The organism is Tardiphaga sp. GW822-FHT04G09, from assembly GCF_058800725.1.
Window position 1 is genome coordinate 86,042 of record NZ_JBXAMO010000015.1, and the last position, 19,720, is coordinate 105,761.

General features: G+C 62.1%; 16 protein-coding genes. 9 read left to right on the plus strand and 7 right to left on the minus strand.

The genetic code is table 11. The annotated features are described in order from the left end of the window. The first annotated feature begins 6 nt into the window (after positions 1-6). The 3 genes from AC1RLZ_RS22280 to AC1RLZ_RS22290 all read left to right on the plus strand — a co-directional run bounded on the left by AC1RLZ_RS22280 (position 7) and on the right by AC1RLZ_RS22290 (position 4,835). On the plus strand, positions 7-1,179 hold the full coding sequence (locus AC1RLZ_RS22280) for a phosphoserine transaminase (protein ID WP_493190363.1): 1,173 nt from the start codon (positions 7-9) through the stop codon (positions 1,177-1,179). A 191-nt stretch (positions 1,180-1,370) separates the two neighbouring features. Then, complete coding sequence (gene serA / locus AC1RLZ_RS22285; protein WP_493190364.1) at positions 1,371-2,960, plus strand: phosphoglycerate dehydrogenase; 1,590 nt, start codon at positions 1,371-1,373, stop codon at positions 2,958-2,960. Positions 2,961-3,155: 195 nt separating this feature from the next. After that, positions 3,156-4,835 (plus strand): methyl-accepting chemotaxis protein, encoded by a 1,680-nt coding sequence (locus AC1RLZ_RS22290; RefSeq protein WP_493190365.1) that lies wholly within the window; start codon positions 3,156-3,158, stop codon positions 4,833-4,835. A gap of 137 nt (positions 4,836-4,972) precedes the next feature. Here AC1RLZ_RS22290 and AC1RLZ_RS22295 read toward each other — a convergent pair whose 3' ends face one another. Together AC1RLZ_RS22295 and AC1RLZ_RS22300 are read right to left on the minus strand one after the other, a co-directional pair. Then, the gene (locus AC1RLZ_RS22295; RefSeq protein ID WP_493190366.1) at positions 4,973-6,328 is read right to left on the minus strand and encodes an esterase-like activity of phytase family protein; all 1,356 of its coding nucleotides are present in this window, start codon (positions 6,326-6,328) and stop codon (positions 4,973-4,975) included. 198 nt (positions 6,329-6,526) lie between these two features. After that, positions 6,527-7,513 carry a Bug family tripartite tricarboxylate transporter substrate binding protein gene (locus tag AC1RLZ_RS22300; protein ID WP_371421133.1) on the minus strand — a complete coding sequence of 329 codons (987 nt, stop codon included), beginning with the start codon at positions 7,511-7,513 and terminating at the stop codon, positions 6,527-6,529. A 402-nt stretch (positions 7,514-7,915) separates the two neighbouring features. On the opposite strand from AC1RLZ_RS22300, the gene mbfA reads away from it, so the two are divergent. Beyond that, positions 7,916-8,887 carry an iron exporter MbfA gene (mbfA, locus tag AC1RLZ_RS22305; RefSeq protein WP_371421132.1) on the plus strand — a complete coding sequence of 324 codons (972 nt, stop codon included), beginning with the start codon at positions 7,916-7,918 and terminating at the stop codon, positions 8,885-8,887. Positions 8,888-8,890: 3 nt separating this feature from the next. Here the strand turns inward: mbfA and AC1RLZ_RS22310 are convergent, their stop codons facing one another. Next, a complete protein-coding gene (locus tag AC1RLZ_RS22310; protein WP_493190367.1) occupies positions 8,891-9,805 on the minus strand; it encodes a DMT family transporter in 915 nt (304 codons plus the stop codon). Positions 9,806-10,075: 270 nt separating this feature from the next. On the opposite strand from AC1RLZ_RS22310, the gene AC1RLZ_RS22315 reads away from it, so the two are divergent. The 3 genes from AC1RLZ_RS22315 (at position 10,076) to AC1RLZ_RS22325 (ending at position 13,876) form a co-directional block, all read left to right on the plus strand. Further along, positions 10,076-12,403, plus strand: a complete 2,328-nt coding sequence (locus AC1RLZ_RS22315; RefSeq protein WP_493190368.1) for a TonB-dependent siderophore receptor — start codon at positions 10,076-10,078, stop codon at positions 12,401-12,403. Between the two features lie 175 nt (positions 12,404-12,578). Further along, positions 12,579-13,691, plus strand: a complete 1,113-nt coding sequence (locus AC1RLZ_RS22320; RefSeq protein ID WP_493190397.1) for a PepSY-associated TM helix domain-containing protein — start codon at positions 12,579-12,581, stop codon at positions 13,689-13,691. Beyond that, positions 13,688-13,876, plus strand: coding sequence for a hypothetical protein (locus AC1RLZ_RS22325; protein WP_493190369.1), 189 nt, complete (start codon positions 13,688-13,690; stop codon positions 13,874-13,876). Before AC1RLZ_RS22320 ends, AC1RLZ_RS22325 begins: the two co-directional genes overlap by 4 nt. A 153-nt stretch (positions 13,877-14,029) precedes the next feature. On the opposite strand, the gene AC1RLZ_RS22330 is transcribed toward AC1RLZ_RS22325, so the two are convergent. The 3 genes from AC1RLZ_RS22330 to AC1RLZ_RS22340 all read right to left on the minus strand — a co-directional run bounded on the left by AC1RLZ_RS22330 (position 14,030) and on the right by AC1RLZ_RS22340 (position 15,488). Further along, the gene (locus tag AC1RLZ_RS22330; RefSeq protein ID WP_493190370.1) at positions 14,030-14,329 is read right to left on the minus strand and encodes a DUF3551 domain-containing protein; all 300 of its coding nucleotides are present in this window, start codon (positions 14,327-14,329) and stop codon (positions 14,030-14,032) included. A gap of 118 nt (positions 14,330-14,447) precedes the next feature. After that, positions 14,448-14,921, minus strand: a complete 474-nt coding sequence (gene ybaK, locus AC1RLZ_RS22335) for a Cys-tRNA(Pro) deacylase (RefSeq protein ID WP_493190371.1) — start codon at positions 14,919-14,921, stop codon at positions 14,448-14,450. A 42-nt stretch (positions 14,922-14,963) separates the two neighbouring features. Further along, on the minus strand, positions 14,964-15,488 hold the full coding sequence (locus AC1RLZ_RS22340) for a carboxymuconolactone decarboxylase family protein (protein WP_493190372.1): 525 nt from the start codon (positions 15,486-15,488) through the stop codon (positions 14,964-14,966). Between the two features lie 205 nt (positions 15,489-15,693). Here AC1RLZ_RS22340 and AC1RLZ_RS22345 point away from each other — a divergent pair, with 205 nt between their 5' ends. Both AC1RLZ_RS22345 and AC1RLZ_RS22350 read left to right on the plus strand, forming a co-directional pair. Beyond that, positions 15,694-16,827 carry an HPP family protein gene (locus AC1RLZ_RS22345; protein WP_493190373.1) on the plus strand — a complete coding sequence of 378 codons (1,134 nt, stop codon included), beginning with the start codon at positions 15,694-15,696 and terminating at the stop codon, positions 16,825-16,827. Between the two features lie 111 nt (positions 16,828-16,938). Next, a complete protein-coding gene (locus AC1RLZ_RS22350; protein ID WP_493190374.1) occupies positions 16,939-18,495 on the plus strand; it encodes a serine hydrolase domain-containing protein in 1,557 nt (518 codons plus the stop codon). A 184-nt stretch (positions 18,496-18,679) separates the two neighbouring features. Here AC1RLZ_RS22350 and AC1RLZ_RS22355 read toward each other — a convergent pair whose 3' ends face one another. Further along, on the minus strand, positions 18,680-19,459 hold the full coding sequence (locus AC1RLZ_RS22355; RefSeq protein ID WP_493190398.1) for an alpha/beta fold hydrolase: 780 nt from the start codon (positions 19,457-19,459) through the stop codon (positions 18,680-18,682). Positions 19,460-19,720 lie beyond the last annotated feature (261 nt).

Consider the following 19,720-nt stretch of genomic DNA (forward strand, 5'->3'; position numbering starts at 1 on the left):
TAGATTATGACTGCAGTGAAGCCTTCTTCGCGGCCCAACGTGCCGCATTTTTCCTCCGGCCCCTGCGCCAAGCGCCCCGGCTGGACCCCCGAAAAACTCAATGATGCCGCGCTCGGTCGTTCGCACCGTGCCAAGATCGGCAAGAACAAGCTCAAACTCGCGATCGATTTGACGCGTGAAGTGCTTGAAGTGCCCGCCGATTACCGCATCGGTATCGTGCCGGCCTCGGATACGGGCGCCGTCGAAATGGCGCTGTGGTCGCTGCTCGGGCCGCGTCCCGTCACTACAATCGCATGGGAGTCCTTCGGCGAGGGCTGGGTCTCGGACATCGTCAAGGAGCTGAAGCTCAAGGACGTCACCAAGCTGCATGCCGGCTACGGCGAGCTCCCTGACCTGTCAAAGGCCGATCCGAATTCGGACATCGTTTTCACCTGGAACGGCACCACATCCGGCGTGCGCGTGCCGAATGCCGACTGGATCAAGGCTGATCGCGAAGGCCTGACCGTCTGCGACGCGACGTCTGCCGCCTTCGCGCAGCCGCTCGACTGGGCCAAGCTCGATGTCGTCACCTTCTCCTGGCAGAAGGCGCTGGGCGGTGAAGCCGCGCATGGCATGCTGGTGCTGTCGCCGCGCGCCGTGGCGCGTCTGGAGAACTATACGCCGCCGTGGCCGCTGCCGAAAATCTTCCGCATGACCAAGGGCGGCAAGCTCAACGAGGGCATCTTCGTCGGCGAAACTATCAACACGCCGTCGATGCTGTGCGTCGAGGATTATCTCGATGCGCTCGGCTGGGCCAAGTCGGTCGGTGGCCTCAAGGCGCTGATCGCGCGTGCGGATGCCAACACCAAGGCGCTCGCCGACTGGAAGGCGAAGACGCCGTGGATCGACTTCCTCGCAGCCGATCCTGCGATCCGCTCCAACACGTCGGTGTGCATGAAGGTGATCGATCCTGCGATCACCGCGCTATCGCCGGACGCGCAGGCTGACTTCGCCAAGAAGCTGGTCGCGGCTGTCGAGAAGGAAAATGCCGGCTTCGATTTCGCGCATTATCGCGATGCGCCGGCCGGTCTGCGCATCTGGTGTGGTGCCACGGTCGAAGCCAAGGACGTCGAGATCCTCACACAGTGGATCGACTGGGCCTTTGCCGAGACCAAGGCCTCGCTCGCCAAGGCGGCGTAAGGCGGCTTCTTACCCTCCCCTGGAGGGGGAGGGTCGACGAGGACTGGCGACGCGCAGCGTCGTCAGGATTCGGCGGGGTGGGGTGACACCCTCTCCCCGTCCTCTCATTCAATGATCAGCCCGTTGCTTCACCCCACCCCGGCGCTTCGCGCCGACCCTCCCCCTCAAGGGGAGGGTGAAGGAGCCTCATCATGACCGCCCCCAAAGTTCTCATTTCCGACGCTCTCTCTCCCGCCGCCGTGCAGATCTTCAAGGATCGCGGCATCGACGTCGACTTCCAGCCGAACCTCGGCAAGGACAAGGACAAGCTCGCCGAGATCATCGGCAACTATGACGGCCTCGCGATCCGCTCGGCCACCAAGGCCACCGCGAAGATCCTCGAAAAGGCGACGCGCCTGAAGGTGATCGGCCGCGCCGGCATCGGCGTCGACAATGTCGAAATTCCCGCGGCCACCGCCAAGGGCATCATCGTGATGAACACGCCGTTCGGCAATTCGATCACCACAGCCGAACATGCGATCACGCTGATGCTGTCGCTGGCGCGCGAAATTCCGCAGGCCGATGCGTCGACGCAGGCCGGCAAGTGGGAGAAGAACCGCTTCATGGGCGTCGAGATCACCGGCAAGACGCTGGGCGTGATCGGCTGCGGCAATATCGGCGCTATCGCGGCCGACCGCGCGCTCGGCCTGCGCATGAAGGTCATCGCCTTCGATCCGTTCCTGTCACCCGAGCGCGCCAAGGATATCGGCGTCGAGAAGGTCGAACTCGACGACCTGCTCAAGCGTGCCGATTTCATCACGCTGCATACGCCGCTCACCGAGAAGACCAAGAACATCATCGATGCTGCGGCGATCGCCAAAATGAAGAAGGGCGTTCGCATCATCAATTGCGCGCGCGGCGGCCTGGTGGACGAGCAGGCGCTGGTCGATGCGCTGAATTCCAAGCATGTCGCCGGTGCGGCCTTCGACGTGTTCGTCGAGGAGCCGGCGACCACGAACGTGCTGTTCGGCCATCCCAACGTGATCTGCACGCCGCATCTCGGCGCGGCGACCACGGAAGCGCAGGAGAACGTTGCGCTGCAGGTTGCCGAACAGATGTCGGACTATCTTCTGAGCGGCGCGATCTCCAATGCGGTGAATTTCCCGTCGATCACCGCTGAAGAAGCGCCGAAGCTGAAGCCGTTCATCGAACTCGCCGAGAAGCTCGGCTCTTTCGCCGGCCAGCTCACCGAGACCGGCATTGCCAAGGTGCAGATCACCTATGAAGGCGCGGTTGCCGAAATGAAGATCAAGGCCCTGACGTCTGCTGCATTGAGCGGTTTGCTGCGGCCGATGCTCGGCGACGTCAACGTCGTCTCGGCGCCGGTCGTTGCCAAGGAGCGCGGCATGGTGGTCGATGAAGTGGTGCGCGCGGCGCAGAGCGATTACGAAAGCCTGATCACCGTCACCGTTATCACCGAGCGACAGGAACGCTCGGTGTCCGGCACCGTCTATCATGACGGCAAGCCGCGGCTGGTCGATATCAAGGGTATCCGTGTCGATGCCGAATTCGGCAAGTCGATGATCTATATCACCAACGAGGACAAGCCGGGCTTCATTGGGAAGTTCGCCTCGCTGCTCGGCGACGCCAAGGTCAATATCGCGACATTCCATCTCGGCCGCAACGAACAGGGCGGTGACGCCATCGCCCTGGTGGAGATCGACGGCGCAGTGCCGGCCGACGTGCTGAGCAAGGTGCAGGCGCTGCCGCAGGTGAAGCAGGCCAAGGCGCTGACGTTCTGAGTGTCTCTCAGCTGAACTGACATTGCCAAAATCCCCGCCCGAAAGGCGGGGATTTTTCGTTATGCGGAAAATTCTGGCATCAGGTCGGTGCTGCGCTTTTGCCCCGCCCGCAGGTGTAAGGATTTGGGAAGACTACCCCGGTACGTTTACTGCGAGGAATCGATCGAAAATCGCACGTTCGGGGGAAATCTAGCCGTGAAGCTCGCCAATATCCGTATTACGTACAAGCTCGTCATCCTGGTGGCGGTCACGATGATCGGCCTTTGCGCCGCCGGCATCCTGGCCGCCTATATGGTCAAGAGCGAGATGCTCTCCGCGCGGACCGAGCAGCTGAAGTCGATCGTCGAAATCGGAACCAACGTAGCGGCCAGCATCCAGAAGGACGTCGCAGCAGGCAAGCTCACCAAGGAAGCCGCGACCGCCGAGCTGGTGCGCCGCATCGAGCCGATGACTTATGACAACGGCAACTATCTGTTTATCTACACGATGGACGGTGACGTGGTTCATCTGCCGGGCTTCAAAGCGGGATCCAACCGGCTCGACGTCAAGGTCAGCGGCGTGGCGATTACGCGTGAATTCCGCGACGGCGTCGCAGCCAACGGCACGAAGATCCTGACCTATGAATTCCAGAAGCCGAATGAGCAGGTCCCGTCGCGCAAGATGGGCTATGCGGCAGCGCTCCCCGGCTGGAACATGTTCATTGCCACCGGCGCCTATCTCGACGACCTCGACGCCCATCTGAAGCCGATCATCTGGGCGCTCGGTTTGGCCATGCTGGCCATTGCCGCAGTGGCGGGCGCGATCGCGTGGCTGATCGGCCGCAGCATCACCAAGCCGCTCGGGATGCTGGGATCGCGCATGGAGTCGCTTGCCAATGGCGCGCTCGATGATGAGATTCCCGGCGTCGGCCGCGGCGACGAGGTCGGCGCGATGGCCAAGACTGTTCAGGTGTTCAAGGACAATGCACTCCGTATCCGTTCGCTCGAACAGGTCGAGGCAGACGCGCAGGGTCGTATTGCTGCCGAACGCCGCGCGGCGATGGAAGCCATGGCGGCCGACTTCGAACGCAGCGTGACCGGCATCGTCCGCTCGGTCTCCACCGCGGCTGTCGGCATGCAGAGCACCGCGCAGTCGATGACCGCGACGGCGAGCGATGCAAGCTCGCGCGCCGCGACGGTCAGCGCTGCTTCGACGCGCTCGTCCGATAATGTCAGCACGGTTGCGGCGGCTGCGGAGGAATTGTCGGCGTCAGTGAGTGAAGTGCTGCGTCAGGTGTCGGCCTCCAGCGAGATCGCCAGCAAGGCGGTGGGCGATGCAGAGCGCACCAATGCCACCGTTCAGATCCTGTCGAGCGGTGCGGAAAAGATCGGCGAAGTCGTGCAACTGATCCACAGCATTGCCTCGCAGACCAATTTGCTGGCGCTCAACGCGACCATCGAGGCTGCACGCGCCGGCGAGTCCGGTCGTGGCTTCGCGGTGGTGGCCTCCGAAGTGAAGGCGCTGGCCAGCCAGACCGCCAAGGCCACCGAGGAAATCTCGGCGCAAGTTGCGGCCATGCAGGCATCGACCAGCGAGGCAGTCGCGTCGATCGGCGCGATCACCGGGACCATCGCGCAGATGAGCCAGATCACCAACACGATCTCGGTGGCGGTCGAACAGCAGGGTGCGGCGACGCAGGAGATCGCGCGCAACATTCAGTCGGTGTCGGCGGGCGCGAATGAGATCAGCAATCATATCGGCGGCGTGAGCAGCGCGGCCGAAGCGACCGGTTCGGCGGCATCGCATGTGCTGTTGAATGCGCAGGAACTGGAGAGCCAGTCCGGCCTGCTGCGCACGGCAGTGGATGAGTTCCTCACCAAGGTGAGAGCGGCCTAAAGTCAAATCACTCCGGCACGGCCTTCGGCCGCGCCGTCCTCTCCCACAGAGGGAGAAGGAAGAAAGCAGAGCCCAACCGAAAAAGGCCCTCCCTTGCGGGAGGGCCTTCGCGTTCAGGCCGAAGCCAGGGACGTGTCTTACTTCGCCTTCAGGAAGTCGGCGACGTCGAGCAGCACAAACTCGTTGTCATCGGCCTTGTTCGGCTCGCGGCTCGACGAGAACGGCAGGTTGTTGTCGTTACCGACGATGATGTGGGTCGCATCGACCTGGTCGACGTTCTCGATGGTGAAGAACGGGAAGGTCAGCACGCCGTCATTGAGCGGCTTGCGGGCCAGCTTGTTCGGGTCCTGGATCTTCATCAGGTCGATGAAGCCGACCTTGCGCACCGGCTTGCCGACATTGGCATCGTTCAGTTCGATCTTGTAGACGCGCTTGAACTTGGCGAGATCGGGGAAGCAGTCTTCACCGCGCTTGCCCTCGGCGCAGGCCTTGTCCTTGGTGCCCTCGCCATTGTCACGCTCGATGATCAGGCCATTGTCGGCGGTGATCATGTTGAAGTCGCCGATGGCATTGCCGTTCTGTTCGAACACATACTGCCAGTAGCGGCCGGTGAACTTCTCGTTGGCGACGTCGAATTCCAGGATGCGCGACGCTTCCTTGCCGTCGACCTTCTCCCAGTCCTTCTTCTCGGCATCCCAGATCGGACCTTCGAGCAGGCCGTAGAGGAACTTGCCATCCTTCGAGGAGGCGAAGCCTTCATAGCCCTTGGAGCGGCGCAGGTTGACGGTGGTGTAGGTGGCTCCCGGCGCGCCTGGCGACTGCACCGACCAATGATCCGGCGAACGCACCGGCTTGCCGTCGGCGACGGTGTCGAACACGGCCAGCACCTTGCCGGTCTTGTCGGCCTTGATGATGTAGGGGCCGAATTCCTCGCCGATCCAGAAATTGTCGCCGATAATCTGGAAACCTTCGGTGTCGACATCGGCGCCGGTCAGGTAGCGCTTGGCGGTGTCTTCATGGACGATGCGGAACGGCACCTTCTTGTCGGGATCGTGCAGGAACACGGTGGCCTGACGCTCGACCTTGCCGTTTTTCCAGTCGATCTTGTGGTGATTGAGATAGATCATGTAGTCGGCCGAATTGTAGCGCGAGCCGGCGCCGTTGTCGGTCAGCACCCAGAACGAACCGTCGGGCATCACCTTGATGCCGGAATGGCCCTGCAGCGGCTGGCCCTTCATCGGCAGCGAGATGCCGGTGGCGCGCTCATAGGACTTGCCCATCACTGTGCCGAGCGCGTCGACGCGCTTGCCGGTGGTGTATTTGCCCGAGGTCTTCAGATCGTTCGGCGCATCCGCGGGCGCGTCGATGGTCGAGGCGGCCGGCAACACGGCATGGCCGGCGAGCTTGGCGGGGAATTCACCTTCCGTCTGCGCGAAAGCGGTGGATGTGAGCATGACGAGGGAAGCGACGGAGCAGAGGAATGTGCTGCGCATGGTTGTCTCCTTTGTGGTGACCATGCGCGGTGTTCTGAGGCGCGGGAGTTACGCTGCGCTGACAGTTCCATGACGAGGAGATGACCGGGCGGGAAAACCCTGCGGCATCGGGTCGCCGAGGCTGCGGGTTAGGTCACAACCTTCCCCTGTCGTCCCAGCGCAAGCGGGGACGACACCCGGGAAGTCGGCAGACCAACCCTACTGTTTCTCGATTCCAGCGTCCGTGATCAGCTTCTCCCACACTTTGAGCTGATCCTTCAGGAAGGCGTCGAATTCTTCCGGCGTCCCGGAGAAGGCTTCCATGCCGCGATTGGCGAGGTCTTTCTGGATCTCGGGGCGCTCGACGATCTTGCGGATTTCCGCGTTGAGCTTGACGACGATGTCCTTCGGCATGTTGGCCGGGCCGAGATAACCCTGCCATGACGTGATGTCGAAGCCCTTCACGCCAGCCTCGTCCATGGTCGGCAGATCCGGCAGCAGCTTGGAGCGATATTTGGTGGTCACTGCGAGCGACTTCAGCGCCTTGGCGTTGACGTGCGGCAGGCCGGTGGGCACGTCGACGAACATCATGCTGACGCGGCCGGCGATGACATCGGTGAGCGCGGGTGGAGAGCTCTTGTAAGGCACGTGAAGGAGATCGAGCTTGGCGAGGCGGGCAAAGGTCGCGCCCGAGACGATCGCCGACGAACTGCCCGATGCGTAGGAGTACTTGCCCGGCTCCTTCTTGGCGAGCGCAATCAGCTCTTCCACGGAGTTGGCGGGAATCTCGGGATTGATCACCAGCATGAAGGGCAGGTCGCCGGTGCGCGCGATCGGGGTGAAATCCTTGATGGGATCGTAGCTCATATTCTTGAGCAGATAGGGATTGGCCGAATGCGTCGTGTTGGTCGTCACGAACAGCGTATAGCCATCGGCCGGTGCGCGGGCGACGAAGCTGGCGGCGATCGAGCCGTTGGCACCGGCCTTGTTGTCGATCACGGTGTTGGCGTTCAGTGCGGTGCCGAGTTCCTTGGCGATCAGGCGCGTTGTGGTGTCGGTGCCGCTGCCGGCGGCGAAAGGAAGGACCAGCGTGATCGGCCGGTTCGGATAGTTCGCAGTCTGTGCGATGGCATTGGGGCTCGCCAACAGCAGCGCTCCGATAAACGATGCGCTCGCCACACCGCGAAGAACTGAAAGTCCGTGCATTCCGCTTTTCTCCCTGAGTCGGCCTTGGTGGCCCGTATTTGTTGCGGGCAAGCTAGCCGAGGTCGGTGACGCACGGAAGCGGAAAGCTGTGCGATTCAGGTTGGCGCACTGTCGACGGTGCAGGCCATGCATCGACTTCTGTAGCACCGTGCCGACCTTGTCGCGTTCGTTAGCGAGAACACGCGCAGGTGGTCGCTGATCCGCAGCTCCGCGTCGAGGGCGGTGCGGATGCCGGGGCGACCTCCGGAGCACGCACGGTCGTTTCATCGCCGTCCTTCTCGTCGCCGTTATTGCTTCCCGGCCAGCGCAAGGTTCAGCGCCGCGCAGGCGCAAAGCTCTTTGACAAACGCAATGCAGTTCCTGTATAGATTAGAATAATTCTAAACTAATTAAGGCGTTGATATGAAGGCGTTTTCGGAGCTCACCGAACGTGAGGTGCTGGCGGTTGCGATTTCCAGCGAGGAAGAGGACAGCCGGATCTATCTCAGCTTCGCCGAGGATCTGGCAGCGCGCTATCCCGATTCGGCGAAAGTCTTCAGCGAGATGGCCGAAGAAGAAAAGGGCCATCGGCATCTGCTGTTGCAGATGTATGAGGAGCGCTTCGGACCGAACCTTCCGCCGATCCGGCGGGAAGACGTCAAGGGCTTCATCCGCCGCCGACCGATTTGGCTCACGCGTAACCTGTCGCTCGACACCATCCGCAAGGAGGCCGAGAGGATGGAATTCGAGGCCGGGCGCTTTTACGTCAAGGCGGCCGAGCAGGCGACGGATGTCGGCGTTCGCAAGTTGCTGGGCGATCTGGCTGAGCTGGAAAAAGGACACGAGCATCTTGCGTCCAAACTATCGGATGCAATCCTGACGTCCGACGTTCGCACGATGGAGGACAAAACCCGCCACCGGATGTTCGTCCTGCAATATGTCCAGCCAGGTCTTGCGGGCTTGATGGATGGCTCGGTGTCCACGCTGGCGCCGCTGTTTGCCGCCGCGTTTGCGACACACCACAACTGGCAGACGTTTCTTGTCGGCCTTGCGGCATCGATCGGCGCCGGCATCAGCATGGGTTTCGCCGAAGCACTGTCGGACGATGGCTCCATGACCGGACGCGGCTCGCCGTGGCTGCGCGGCGGCATCTGCGGGCTGATGACCACGCTGGGCGGTCTCGGCCATACCCTGCCTTATCTCGTGCCGGACAGCTGGCCGAATGCGTTCTGGATCGCGACGGCCATCGCGGGTGTTGTCGTTTTCTTCGAACTCTGGGCCATCGCCTATATCAGGGCACGCTATATGGATACGCCGTTCCTGCAGGCCGTCTTTCAGGTGGTGCTTGGCGGCGTCATCGTTCTGGCGGTGGGAATATTGATCGGAGGCGCGTGAGAATCACCGCCGTGATGCGATGAATACGCCCGACAGCACCAGCGCGTAGCCGATGAGGTGAAACAGTTGCGGCTGCTCGCCGAGAAACGCGATGGCCAATACCGAGCCGAACACCGGCATCAAATGCAGAAATGGTGCAGCCCGGTTCGGGCCGATCAGCGCGATGCCGCGATTGAAGCACAGATAGGCCAGCGCCGACGGAAAGATCATGGCATAGGCAAGCGTCAGCAGCGTCACGGTGTCGAAGATCAGCGGTGAGCCGGAGTTGAGTTCCCAGATGCTGACCGGCACGGTGAGAATCGCGCCGCCGGCTGTGGTGAAAGCAATCAGCGACATCGGGTGGGTCACCGGTCGCCGCAGCATCAGCGCCGAATAGATGCCGAACACCAGCAGCGCCGCGAACAGCATCGCGTCGCCCTTGTTGATCTGGATGCTGGCCAGCGCAGTGACATCGCCGCGCAGGATGATGATGAGCACGCCGGCCATGGAGACGACGATGCCGAGCAATTGCGCCAGCGTCAGCCGCACGCCGAACAGGATCAGCGTCCACAGCGCAACGCAGAGCGGGCCCGACGACTGGATCAGCAGCGCGTTCAGGGCCTGCGTGTATTTCAGGCCCCAATAGGCCAGCGCCGTATTGGCGGCAAAGCCCGTCAGGGCCAGCATCCACATCATCGGCAGATGGGCACGCAGCACCGGCCAGTCGGTGCGCAGATGCGTCCAGGCGAAGGGCAGCAGCAGGAAGAAGGCGCCGATCCAGCGGACGCAGGCCAGTGTCACCGGTGGCACATGGCCGGCGACATAACGGCCAAGCACGAGATTGCCGGCCCAGAACAGCGAGGTAAGGCTGAGCAGGAGATAGGGCTGGTTGGCGAACCAGCCGACGATCGTTTGTCGCGGCGCAGCGGAAGGGGTCATCGGCTCGGGGGTCAATGCAGCCTTCCATAGGCGGCAGTTCGCTGGGCGGCACAAGCCACGCTGGCGCGCAGCGTCTATGCACGCGCGGGGAGCAAGCTTCGGTACGAGTGTCGAATGGGCGCCGGGAACGATATCCGGCTGAGAAAGATATCCGCTGAATTTAGAACCAGTAAAATCTGCGGCAGCGATGTCACACTGCCGCAGATTGCTTGTTGTTTGGAGCGCTTCTATTGGCGGTGACGCCGCCGTCGCTCTAACCCGATCCATCATATGAGGCCATCCATCATCGCCTATGTCGATGCGGATGAGATTTCGGGGATCACCTTGAACAATATTGTTGGTTTGTCGCGTCTCGCACTTTTGTCGTCGGTCTGCGCGCTCAGCGTCGTCACGCTCGATACGTCGTCGGCGCAGTCCAGTTCCACGCAGAGCGGTGCTCAACCGCTACCACCCGTGGTCGTCAATCAGCCACAGCAGCGCCGCCGTGCCACGACGACGCCGAGCCGGACGCCACGTGCCCGCGCGGCAGTCGCGCCGCGTCCGGTCGCTCCGCGCCAGACCAATGTATTTGTCGAGAGCCCGCGCGGCCCGATCCAGGGCTATGTCGCCAATCGCAGCTCGACCGGCACCAAGACCAACACGCCGATCAACGAAACGCCGCAGGCCATCTCGGTGATCGGCTCAGAACAGATTCGCGATCAGAAGCCTCGTAGCTTCGACGACGTGCTGCGCTATGTGCCCGGCGTGTCGGCCGGCACATTCGGCTCCGACTTCCGCAACGACTGGTTCCTGATCCGCGGCTTCAAGTCGGACGACAACAGCGTGTTTCTCGACGGCATGCAGCTGTTCTACACGTCCTATGCAAGCTGGAAGCTGCAGCCATTCAACATGGAGCGCGTCGAGATTTTGCGCGGTCCCTCGGCGATCCTGTATGGTGGTTCGAGCCCCAGCGGTCTCGTCAACGTCGTCAGCAAGATGCCGCAGGCGGAGCCGATCCGCTACATCGAGACCGGCGTCGATAATTTCGGCAACGCCTATTTCGGCTTCGATATCAATACGCCGATCAAGCTGGCGCCGGGCAATGGCGAGCTCTACACCCGCATCGTCGGCCAGGTGCAGAATGGCGGAACGCAGACCGACTTCACGCCGAACAACAACTATTTCATCGCGCCATCGGTGACCTGGAAGCCGGACATCGACACCACGCTGACCATTCTCGGTTCGGCGTCGTATAACGAGACCCGTGCAGCGCAATTCCTGCCCTATGTCGGCACGGTGACCAACGGACCGTTCGGCCGCATTCCCACCAGCTTCTTCGGTGGTGAGCCGAATTTCGACAAGTTCAAGCGCGAGCAGGAAATGCTCGGCTACCAGTTCGAGCGCAAGCTGTCCGACAGTGTCACATTCCGCCAGAATGCACGCTTCTCGCATGTCGACGTGAACTATACCGGCGTCACCGGCAACGGCTACGCCAACCAGACCACGGGTGACTTCGCGCGTTATTCGTTCGGCACCCGCGGAATCGCCGATCAGGCGCAGATGGACAGCCAGGTCGAGTATCGCTTCAACACCGGCATTCTCAGCCACACCACGCTGTTCGGCCTCGACCTGAAATATTACTCGATCAGCGACACCCAGGCCTTCGCATTCGGAAATCCGTCGATCAACGTGCTGAACCCGATTTATACTGGTGCTCCGCCGCTGACTGCCGCGCCCTATCGCGATACGCAGCTGACGCAGCAGCAGCTTGGTGTCTATGTCCAGGACCAGATCAAGCTTGACCGCTTCACGCTGGTGCTGTCGGGCCGTAACGACTGGGTCGACGTCAACGACGTCAGCCGCATCACCGGTACCGCGCCGCTCGGTCGCAGCGACAGCAAGTTCTCGGGTCGCGCCGGCCTGATCTACAACTTCGACAGCGGCGTCGCGCCTTACGTGTCATATGCCACCAGCTATAATCCGATCATCGGCACCAACTCGTCCGGTCAGTTGCTGCTGCCCGAAACTGGCGAACAGGCCGAGATCGGCGTCAAGTTTCAGCCCGCCGGCTTCGATGGTCACTTCGGCTTCGCCTATTTCGACCTGAAGCGGAAGAATGTGCTGACGACCGATCCGAACAGCATCCCGCCGAACCTGCAGATGCAGAATGCCGAGGTGACGTCGCGCGGCCTCGAACTCGAAGCCGTCGCCAATCTGGCTCCGGGCCTCAAGGTCGTCGGCTCGTTCACCGCCTATAACCTGTTCAACAGTTCGAATGCCGATCCGGCCTTGATCGGCAAGGTACCGACCAACACGCCGCGCCAGCTGGCGTCGGGCTGGGCTGACTACACTTTCCAGGACGGCATCTTGCGTGGCTTCGGTTTCGGCGGTGGCGTGCGTTACGTCGGTGCGTCCTACGCCGATACGGCCAACACCCTTTCGGTGCCGTCGCGCACGCTCGGCGATCTCGCCGTGCATTACGACTGGCAGAACTGGCGCTTCGCGGTGAACGCGAACAACGTCACCGACGAGATCTATATTGCCAGCTGTTCGACCGCGAATGCCTGCTTCTATGGCGATCGCCGCCGCATCACCGGCAGCATCGGCTACAAGTGGTGATGGCGCAGGCCAGTGGGCCGGCTCGGCAATAGGTCGCTGCGCGTTCCGCTTGCCGCATGGTCGTCGCGTCGAAATGATCTGCTCATGTCGTCCCCGGCTTGGCGGGGACGACATTTTCAGTAGTTGAAGAAGGATCGTTCCCCTGAAAGCGCGTACGGCTCGCATCTGGTCGCTGATCCACAAATGGACCAGCCTTGTCTCCACCGTCTTCCTGCTGCTGCTGTGCCTCACGGGCCTGCCTTTGATCTTTCACCATGAGATCGACGAGGCGCTCGGTTATGCGCCGAAGATGGATGTGCATGCGCCCGGCGCGCCGAAACTGAGTCTGGATGCCATCGGCCGCGCGGCGATCGCGGATCATCCCGGCAACGTGTTGCTGTATATGGCTTGGGACAAGGACGAGCCCGGCATGGTCTCGACCTTCACCAACAAAACGGTGACCTCCGATCCGCAGACCACGGTGGTGAAGGCGTTCGATGCCTATACGGCAAAGCCGGTGGGTCTGCTCGGCACCGGCCCGATGCTGGTGATGTTGCGGCTGCATACCGACATGTATCTCGGTCTTCCCGGCAAGTGGTTCATGGGCGTCATGGGCTTTCTCTTCATGATCGCGGTCGTGTCCGGCGTGGTGCTGTACTGGCCGTTCACCCGCCGCCTGAACTTCGCGGCGATCCGCAAGCAGAAATCGCGCCGGGTGTTGTGGCTCGACTGGCACAATCTGCTTGGCGTGATCACCATCGTGTGGGCACTGGTGGTCGGCGGTACGGGCGTCATCAACGCCTATGCCGAAGTCATGCTCGGCATCTGGCAGCGTAACGAGCTGGCTGCCATGGCCGCGCCCTATGCCGGCAAGCCGACGCCAACGCAATTGGCATCGCTGGATAAGGTCGTCGGCAATGCCATGAAGACGACGCCCGGCATGGATCCAGCCTTCATCGCATTCCCCGGCACGCCGTTCACATCGACGCATCATTTCGCGGTCTTCCTGCGCGGCGACACGCCGCTGACCTCGCGGCTGGTGAAACCCGTGCTGCTCGATGGCGAGACCGGCGAGGTGTCCGACACCAGCGAGTTGCCGACCTATCTGAAGGCCGTGCTGGTCTCGCAACCGCTGCATTTCGGCGACTATGGCGGCATGCCGCTGAAGATCATCTGGGCGCTGCTGACCATGTTCACGATCATCGTGCTCGGCAGCGGGCTGTATCTGTGGGCGGTCAAGCGCGGCAAGGTCAGGCGCGGGGCGCGGCTGTCTGCGGGCGCGGCGGCCGCCCTCGGGCCCTCGTCATGAGCGAGGTGCCGCAGCACAAAGCGAGCTGGCGGCGGGTGTTCGGTGCGCCGATCGTCATCGGCGTGCTGTCGCTCGCAGGCTTGCTGTCGGCGCTGCTCGCCGGCGATCCCGGCCGCTATTTTGCGTGGTTCGGGGTCGGCCTTCCGATCGCGGTCGTGGCATGGGCGTGGTTGCGGAAATCGTAGATGGGTATCGCAGGATGGGTAGAGCGTCTTCGCGAAACCCATCATGGCAGGGTTTGAGGCGATGGGTTTCGCTTCGCTCTACCCATCCTACGCTACGCGCTGGTGCCGGCCCAGCGCGTAGCCATCACCTGCTACGGATGCCGGCGAGGCGCGCTACCAGCGGCGATCCCAATTATTGTTCCAGCCGTTACTCCATCCATTGTCCCAGTCGCCCGGCTGACCGCGCATGGCGCGGCTGCCGCGGCGCTGGTCGCCGTAGGCCAGCATCGGGTTTTGCATGCAGTCGCCGCGCTGGCCGCTCACGGTGGCCATGCACTGGCGATACGACGTGAACGTACAGCTCGGATTGAAGCCCGTCGCCGAGGTGCGCGAGCACCATGGATATTCGCGGGTCATGCCGGGCGTCGCGCCCATGACGACCAGAAGTGCGGTTGCTGCCAGGATCGAGCGCATGTCGATTCTCCCTTAAGGTCCAAGATCGATAATGCGCAGCTTACATCGCGGTTCCCGCCTGCGACAGCGTGTCGTGATCACGCCGGCATGCCCGGGCTTCAAACAGCGGTGATGCGCATCAGTCCGTCAGTGTGGCGGCCATGGCATCCAGCGCCGCGCGCGCGGCCTCCGGTGCAATCTCGATCTGCAGCCCGCGCTGGCCGCCATTGAGATAGACCGTATTTTCCGACAACGCCGCCTGCTCCATCGCGACCGGCACGCGCTTCTGCTGTCCAAACGGGCTGATGCCACCGACATGATAGCCGGTCATGCGTTCGGCATCGGCCGGGCGCATCATCTTCGCGCTCTTGCCGCGAAATGCCGCGGCCAGCTTCTTCATGCTGACCTCCTTGTCGGAGGGCACCACGACGCAAACCGGCTTGCCATCTACCTCGGCCATCAGTGTCTTCAGCATGCGCTGCGGCGGAATACCCAGCGCGTCTGCTGCCTGCAGGCCGATGCTGTCGGCGTTCTGATCGTAGTCGTAGCTATGCAATGTGAACCCGGCGCCGAGCTTGCTCAGCGCTTGCGTTGCGCGGGTGGTTTTTGACATGTGAGACTCAAGGGAATTGGAACGCTCAAGAGGGTGGTGAAGTCAGACGACTTCGGACACGGGCTGCATGTCGATAGCAAAACTTTCGAGGAATTTCGAGGTCATGATGTAAAAGCCGACCGCGAGCTGCAATTCCACCAGCGCGCCCGGTGTCAGTCTTGCTGCGATGGCTTTGAAGGTCGCGTCCGTCGGGCGATGCAGTGCGACGATCTCATCGGTGAAGGCCAGCGCCGCGCGCTGCGTGTCATCGAAACATGTCGCGGCCTGCCAATCCTCCAGCGCGGCATTCTGTTCGTCCGACACGCCGACATAACCGCCGATGCGCTTGTGTGCGGCCACTTCATAGGGCGCCTCGCAGAGAATGCCGGTGCGGGTGATGGCCAGTTCGCGGATCACGGGATCGAGCTCGCCCTTGTTGCGGATCGCCCCGCCGAGCCGGCAATATTGTTCGAGATAGGCAGGCGAATGCGCCATCATGCGAAAGATATTGGCATTGCGATTCTTGCCAAGAATCTCGCGGGTGCGCTCGCTGGCAGAGGCGGGATCGCTATAGTCGATGCGGGCCATGGGTCCTCCCTTGAGATCGCCGTCGCGCCCTCCTGATGGGGCGCGTTCGGGCGAATGGCCGGGATGTTGTAACCGAGCAGGGATAGCTCTGCCAGATCGCGATCGTCAGGCCCGCGTGTCGTATTCAACATTGCGGGCGCCTGCACATAGTGATCAAAGGGGGGCGTCAGCCATTCTGGCAGAGCCGTGCGTTGGTCCCGATTCAATGACAAAAAGAAAAGACCCAAAGGACGTTTCGAGCGACCTTTCAAGGGGCGGTTCTCCTCGCAAGACAGGTATTCGGCTGTTCGTCCCCGTCCTGGCCGGGGCGAAGCTCGGCGAGCGCATGATCGCTTGCCTGGGCGCATTGCTGGGCATCGTGCTTACGGGATTGATCTGCCGATCTGTGCTGGGCAACAGCTCCAGCCTGCCGCTGATCGTGGCCCCGCTTGGCGCATCTGCTGTGCTCCTGTTTGCGGTCCCTACCAGCCCGCTGGCCCAGCCCTGGGCGATCATCGGCGGTAACACCATCTCGGCTCTGATCGGCGTCGCTGTCGCGCATCTCATTCCCGATCAGATTCTGGCGATCGGCTTCGGCGTATCGCTGGCCATCGCCGCGATGTCCTTTGCGCGCTGCCTGCATCCGCCCGGCGGCGCCACGGCGTTGACGGCCATCATCGGCGGACCTGTCGTGACCGCTTCGGGCTATCTGTTTCCATTCGTGCCCGTTGGTCTGAACTCGGTGCTTCTGGTCGGGCTGGGCTATCTGTTCCACAAGATCTCGCGGCGGACCTATCCGCACAGGGCGCCGGTGCCATCGGCGAACCCGCATCAGACATCGGATATCAGCCCGGAGCTGCGGGTCGGCTTTCGCGCCGAGGATATCGACAAGGCGCTGGAAGCGCTGAGCGAGACCTTTGATATCAGCCCCGATGATCTCGAAACACTGCTGCGGCAGGTCGAACTGCAGGCCATGCTGCGCTCGCACGGCACGATCCTGTGCGGAGACATCATGTCCCGCGATGTCGTCACGGTGGGCGCGCGCGACAGTGCCGAACTGGCCCGCTCGCGGCTGCTCCTGCACAATGTTCGCACGCTCCCCGTCCTGGGCATGCAGGGACAGCTCGTCGGAACGGTCGGCCTTCGCGAGCTGATGAAAGAATCGGGCGATGTCGGAAAATCCATGTCGCCCGCAGCGACGGCGACGATGCAGACGCCCGCGGTGACCTTACTGCCGACGCTGACCGATGGACGAACGCACGCCGTCATCATCGTCGATCAGGACCGCATGATTCAGGGGCTGATCACCCAGACCGATTTGCTCAGCGCCGTCGCGAAGCTTGTTCCTGTTGCCGTGTAGGCGATCGCGCAGCTGCAAGTCGGTGGGCGGAATGAAGCAGCAATTCGATTGAACAATCTGTAGCTGCAGATATGGTCCTTGCGCAGCGTTAAATCCCGCAACGAGGCCGTCATGGGATATTCACAACTCCCCGGTCTGAAGCATGTGCTTGGCGCAGCCATGTTTGTGGCCCTGCTCGGCAGCGCGGTTGCCGGCGAAGGTCCGGCTCCGGCGTGGCCGACGCAAGGCTGGCAGACATCCACGCCGGAAGAGCAGGGTGTGGACCCGGCAGCGCTCGCGACACTGTTGGAGCTCGGAAGCCACAATGATTTCGACAGCCTGCTAATCGTGCGGCATGGCAAGATCGTTCTGGATGCCTATTACGCGCCTTACACTCCTGATCTGCCGCACGTGGTCAATTCCGTCACCAAGGCGGTAATCAGCACGCTGACATCGATGGCGTTGCAGGACAGTCTCCTGAAAGGCACGGACCAGCGGATGCTGGCATTCTTCGCTGATCGGAGTGCTGCGAATCTCGATGACAACAAGAAAGCGATCACGCTTCAAAGTCTATTGGATATGACCTCCGGACTGGCGCGGGACGGTCGGGCCGGTGTCAACGGTTCACTGGAGTCGACGACCGGCATGGAACGGAGCCGGGACTGGATCCAGTACATTCTCGATCGTCCGATGGCTGCTTCCCCGGGAGAGGGCTTTAATTACGATAGTGGAAATGCGCATCTGCTATCGGCCATCCTTGCCAAAGTGACCGGGATGAGCGCGGAGGATTACGCGAAAGCGAAGCTGTTCGGTCCGTTGGGCATCACGGCGTGGAAATGGCGACGCGATCCGCAAGGCATCTCGACCGGCGGATATGGTCTGGCGCTGCACCCGCGCGATATGGCGAAATTCGGCTATCTGTATCTGCATAAGGGGGTGTGGGAGGGCAAGACGCTGGTGTCGCCCGCCTGGATCGACAGGGTGAGCCACGCCACGGTGGACATGCACCTCTCATTTGCTCCGGCCTGGCGTTATTCGAATTTCTTCTGGGCTCTTCCCGACAGCAACGTCTATTGGGCGAGTGGTTATCATTGTCAGCTGATCGTGGTCTATCCGGCACTGGATCTCGTGGCGGTGACCACAGGCAGAAACGGCTGCGCCGTGACGACTCTCCTGCCGTCCATCGCGGCATCTATCAAATCCGAGACTGCAATACAGCCGGACACGGCCGGCACAGAACGACTGGCGAGCGCCATCCGCGCCATATCGACAGAGAAGCCGTCAGAGGTCGGACCGACGCCAGAGATCGCATCGACGATCTCGGGCAAGACCTATGCGTTCGCCCGCAATCCGCTGGGCGTGAAGTCGCTGTCGCTGACACTGGTCGGCCCGAACCCGCATTATGATTTCGAACTCTACAGCCGCAATTCGGCGCGGCCGCCCGAGATGATCAGCGGCCCTATCGGGCTCGATGGACTGTATCGCAAGGGAAAGGACACGCCCTATGGGCCGCTTGCCGTGAAGGGACGGTGGCTGGATGATCACGCGTTCGAAGTCGAGCGGATCAATATCGGCGCGAGCGAGCTATCGCGGAAATGGACGCTGTCATTCGACGGCGACAAGGTCAGCCTTCGCGGCAAGAACTATGAAGGCGTCGATGTCGCAATCGACGGACAGTCGGGCGGTTGATCGCCGAAAGGCACGGGAAGTCCTGAGACCTCCCGTGCGGTCTTGCAGCGTCAGGCCGGCATGATGCCCGGTGACTGGCGTGGCCATCTGGCGATGACTTCGGGCACTGGGATCGGTGTTGGGAGCTGGGCCTCGCGTGAGACGCGAGGCCCATTATTGAGAGGAGTGGCTGCCGTCGCCAGGGCTACTTCCTGACACCCGCCGCAGCGAGGATCAGGTCGGCGACTTCCTTCGGGTGCGAGACCAGCGAGAGGTGGCCGGCATTGAGTTCGATCGTCGTCGCATTCATGCGTTTGGCGAGGAAACGCTCGAGATCGGGATTGATCGTCTTGTCCTCTTTCGACACCGCATAGAAGGATGGCTTGTCATGCCAGGCGGCTGCCGTGGTGCGTCCCGCAAAGATGGATGCGGCGGTCGAACCCTGCACGGCATAGAGAACTTCGGCCTGCTTGTGCGGAACGCCATTGGCGAAATATTTCAGGAACGAATCTTCGGACAGCTGCGTGTAGCCATCATGGCTCTGGATTCCGGCACGCACTTCACCCGTAGGGAATTTGGCGGACAGCGCCACGAAATCCTCGTTGGCATCCGGCGCGCGGGCAGCGACATAGACCAGTGCCGAGACCTTCGGGTCGGTGCCGACGTCGCTGATCACGGTGCCGCCCCAGGAATGGGCGACCAGGACGGTCGGGCCATCCTGCAGCGCCAGCGCGCGGCGTGTCGCCGCATCGGAGTCGTCCAGAGAGCTCAGCGGATTCTGCACGGCGGTGACATGCAAACCGGCCTTCTGCAGCAGCGGAATCACCTCGGCCCAGCTCGATCCGTCGGCCCAGGCGCCATGCACTAGCACCACGTTCTTCGCCTTCACGGGTGCCGACGTCGCGGCTTGCGCCACCGGAGCCGTCAGCAGGCACGTGGCTGCAGTCAGCATTGCACGCATGGTCGTCCTGGAAAGGAAATTCATCAACATGATATCACCATTCGGTTACCCGGCGATTGTCTCGGCCGGAAGGATGAGGGAAGACTGGATGTTGCGCTTGACGTGTTCGCGCCGGTCAGTTCGAACAGCAGTGTATCGGCGTGGCCTTATCGATGTAGGGGATTGCGACTCCGCAGTGAATCGGACGGTGGTGTGCGCGCGTCATACCTAGGTTTATGGCTACGGGTACGCAGGACGGGCGTGACTGTTACGTCGACGAACCCTGCGATAACGCAATGGTGAGAG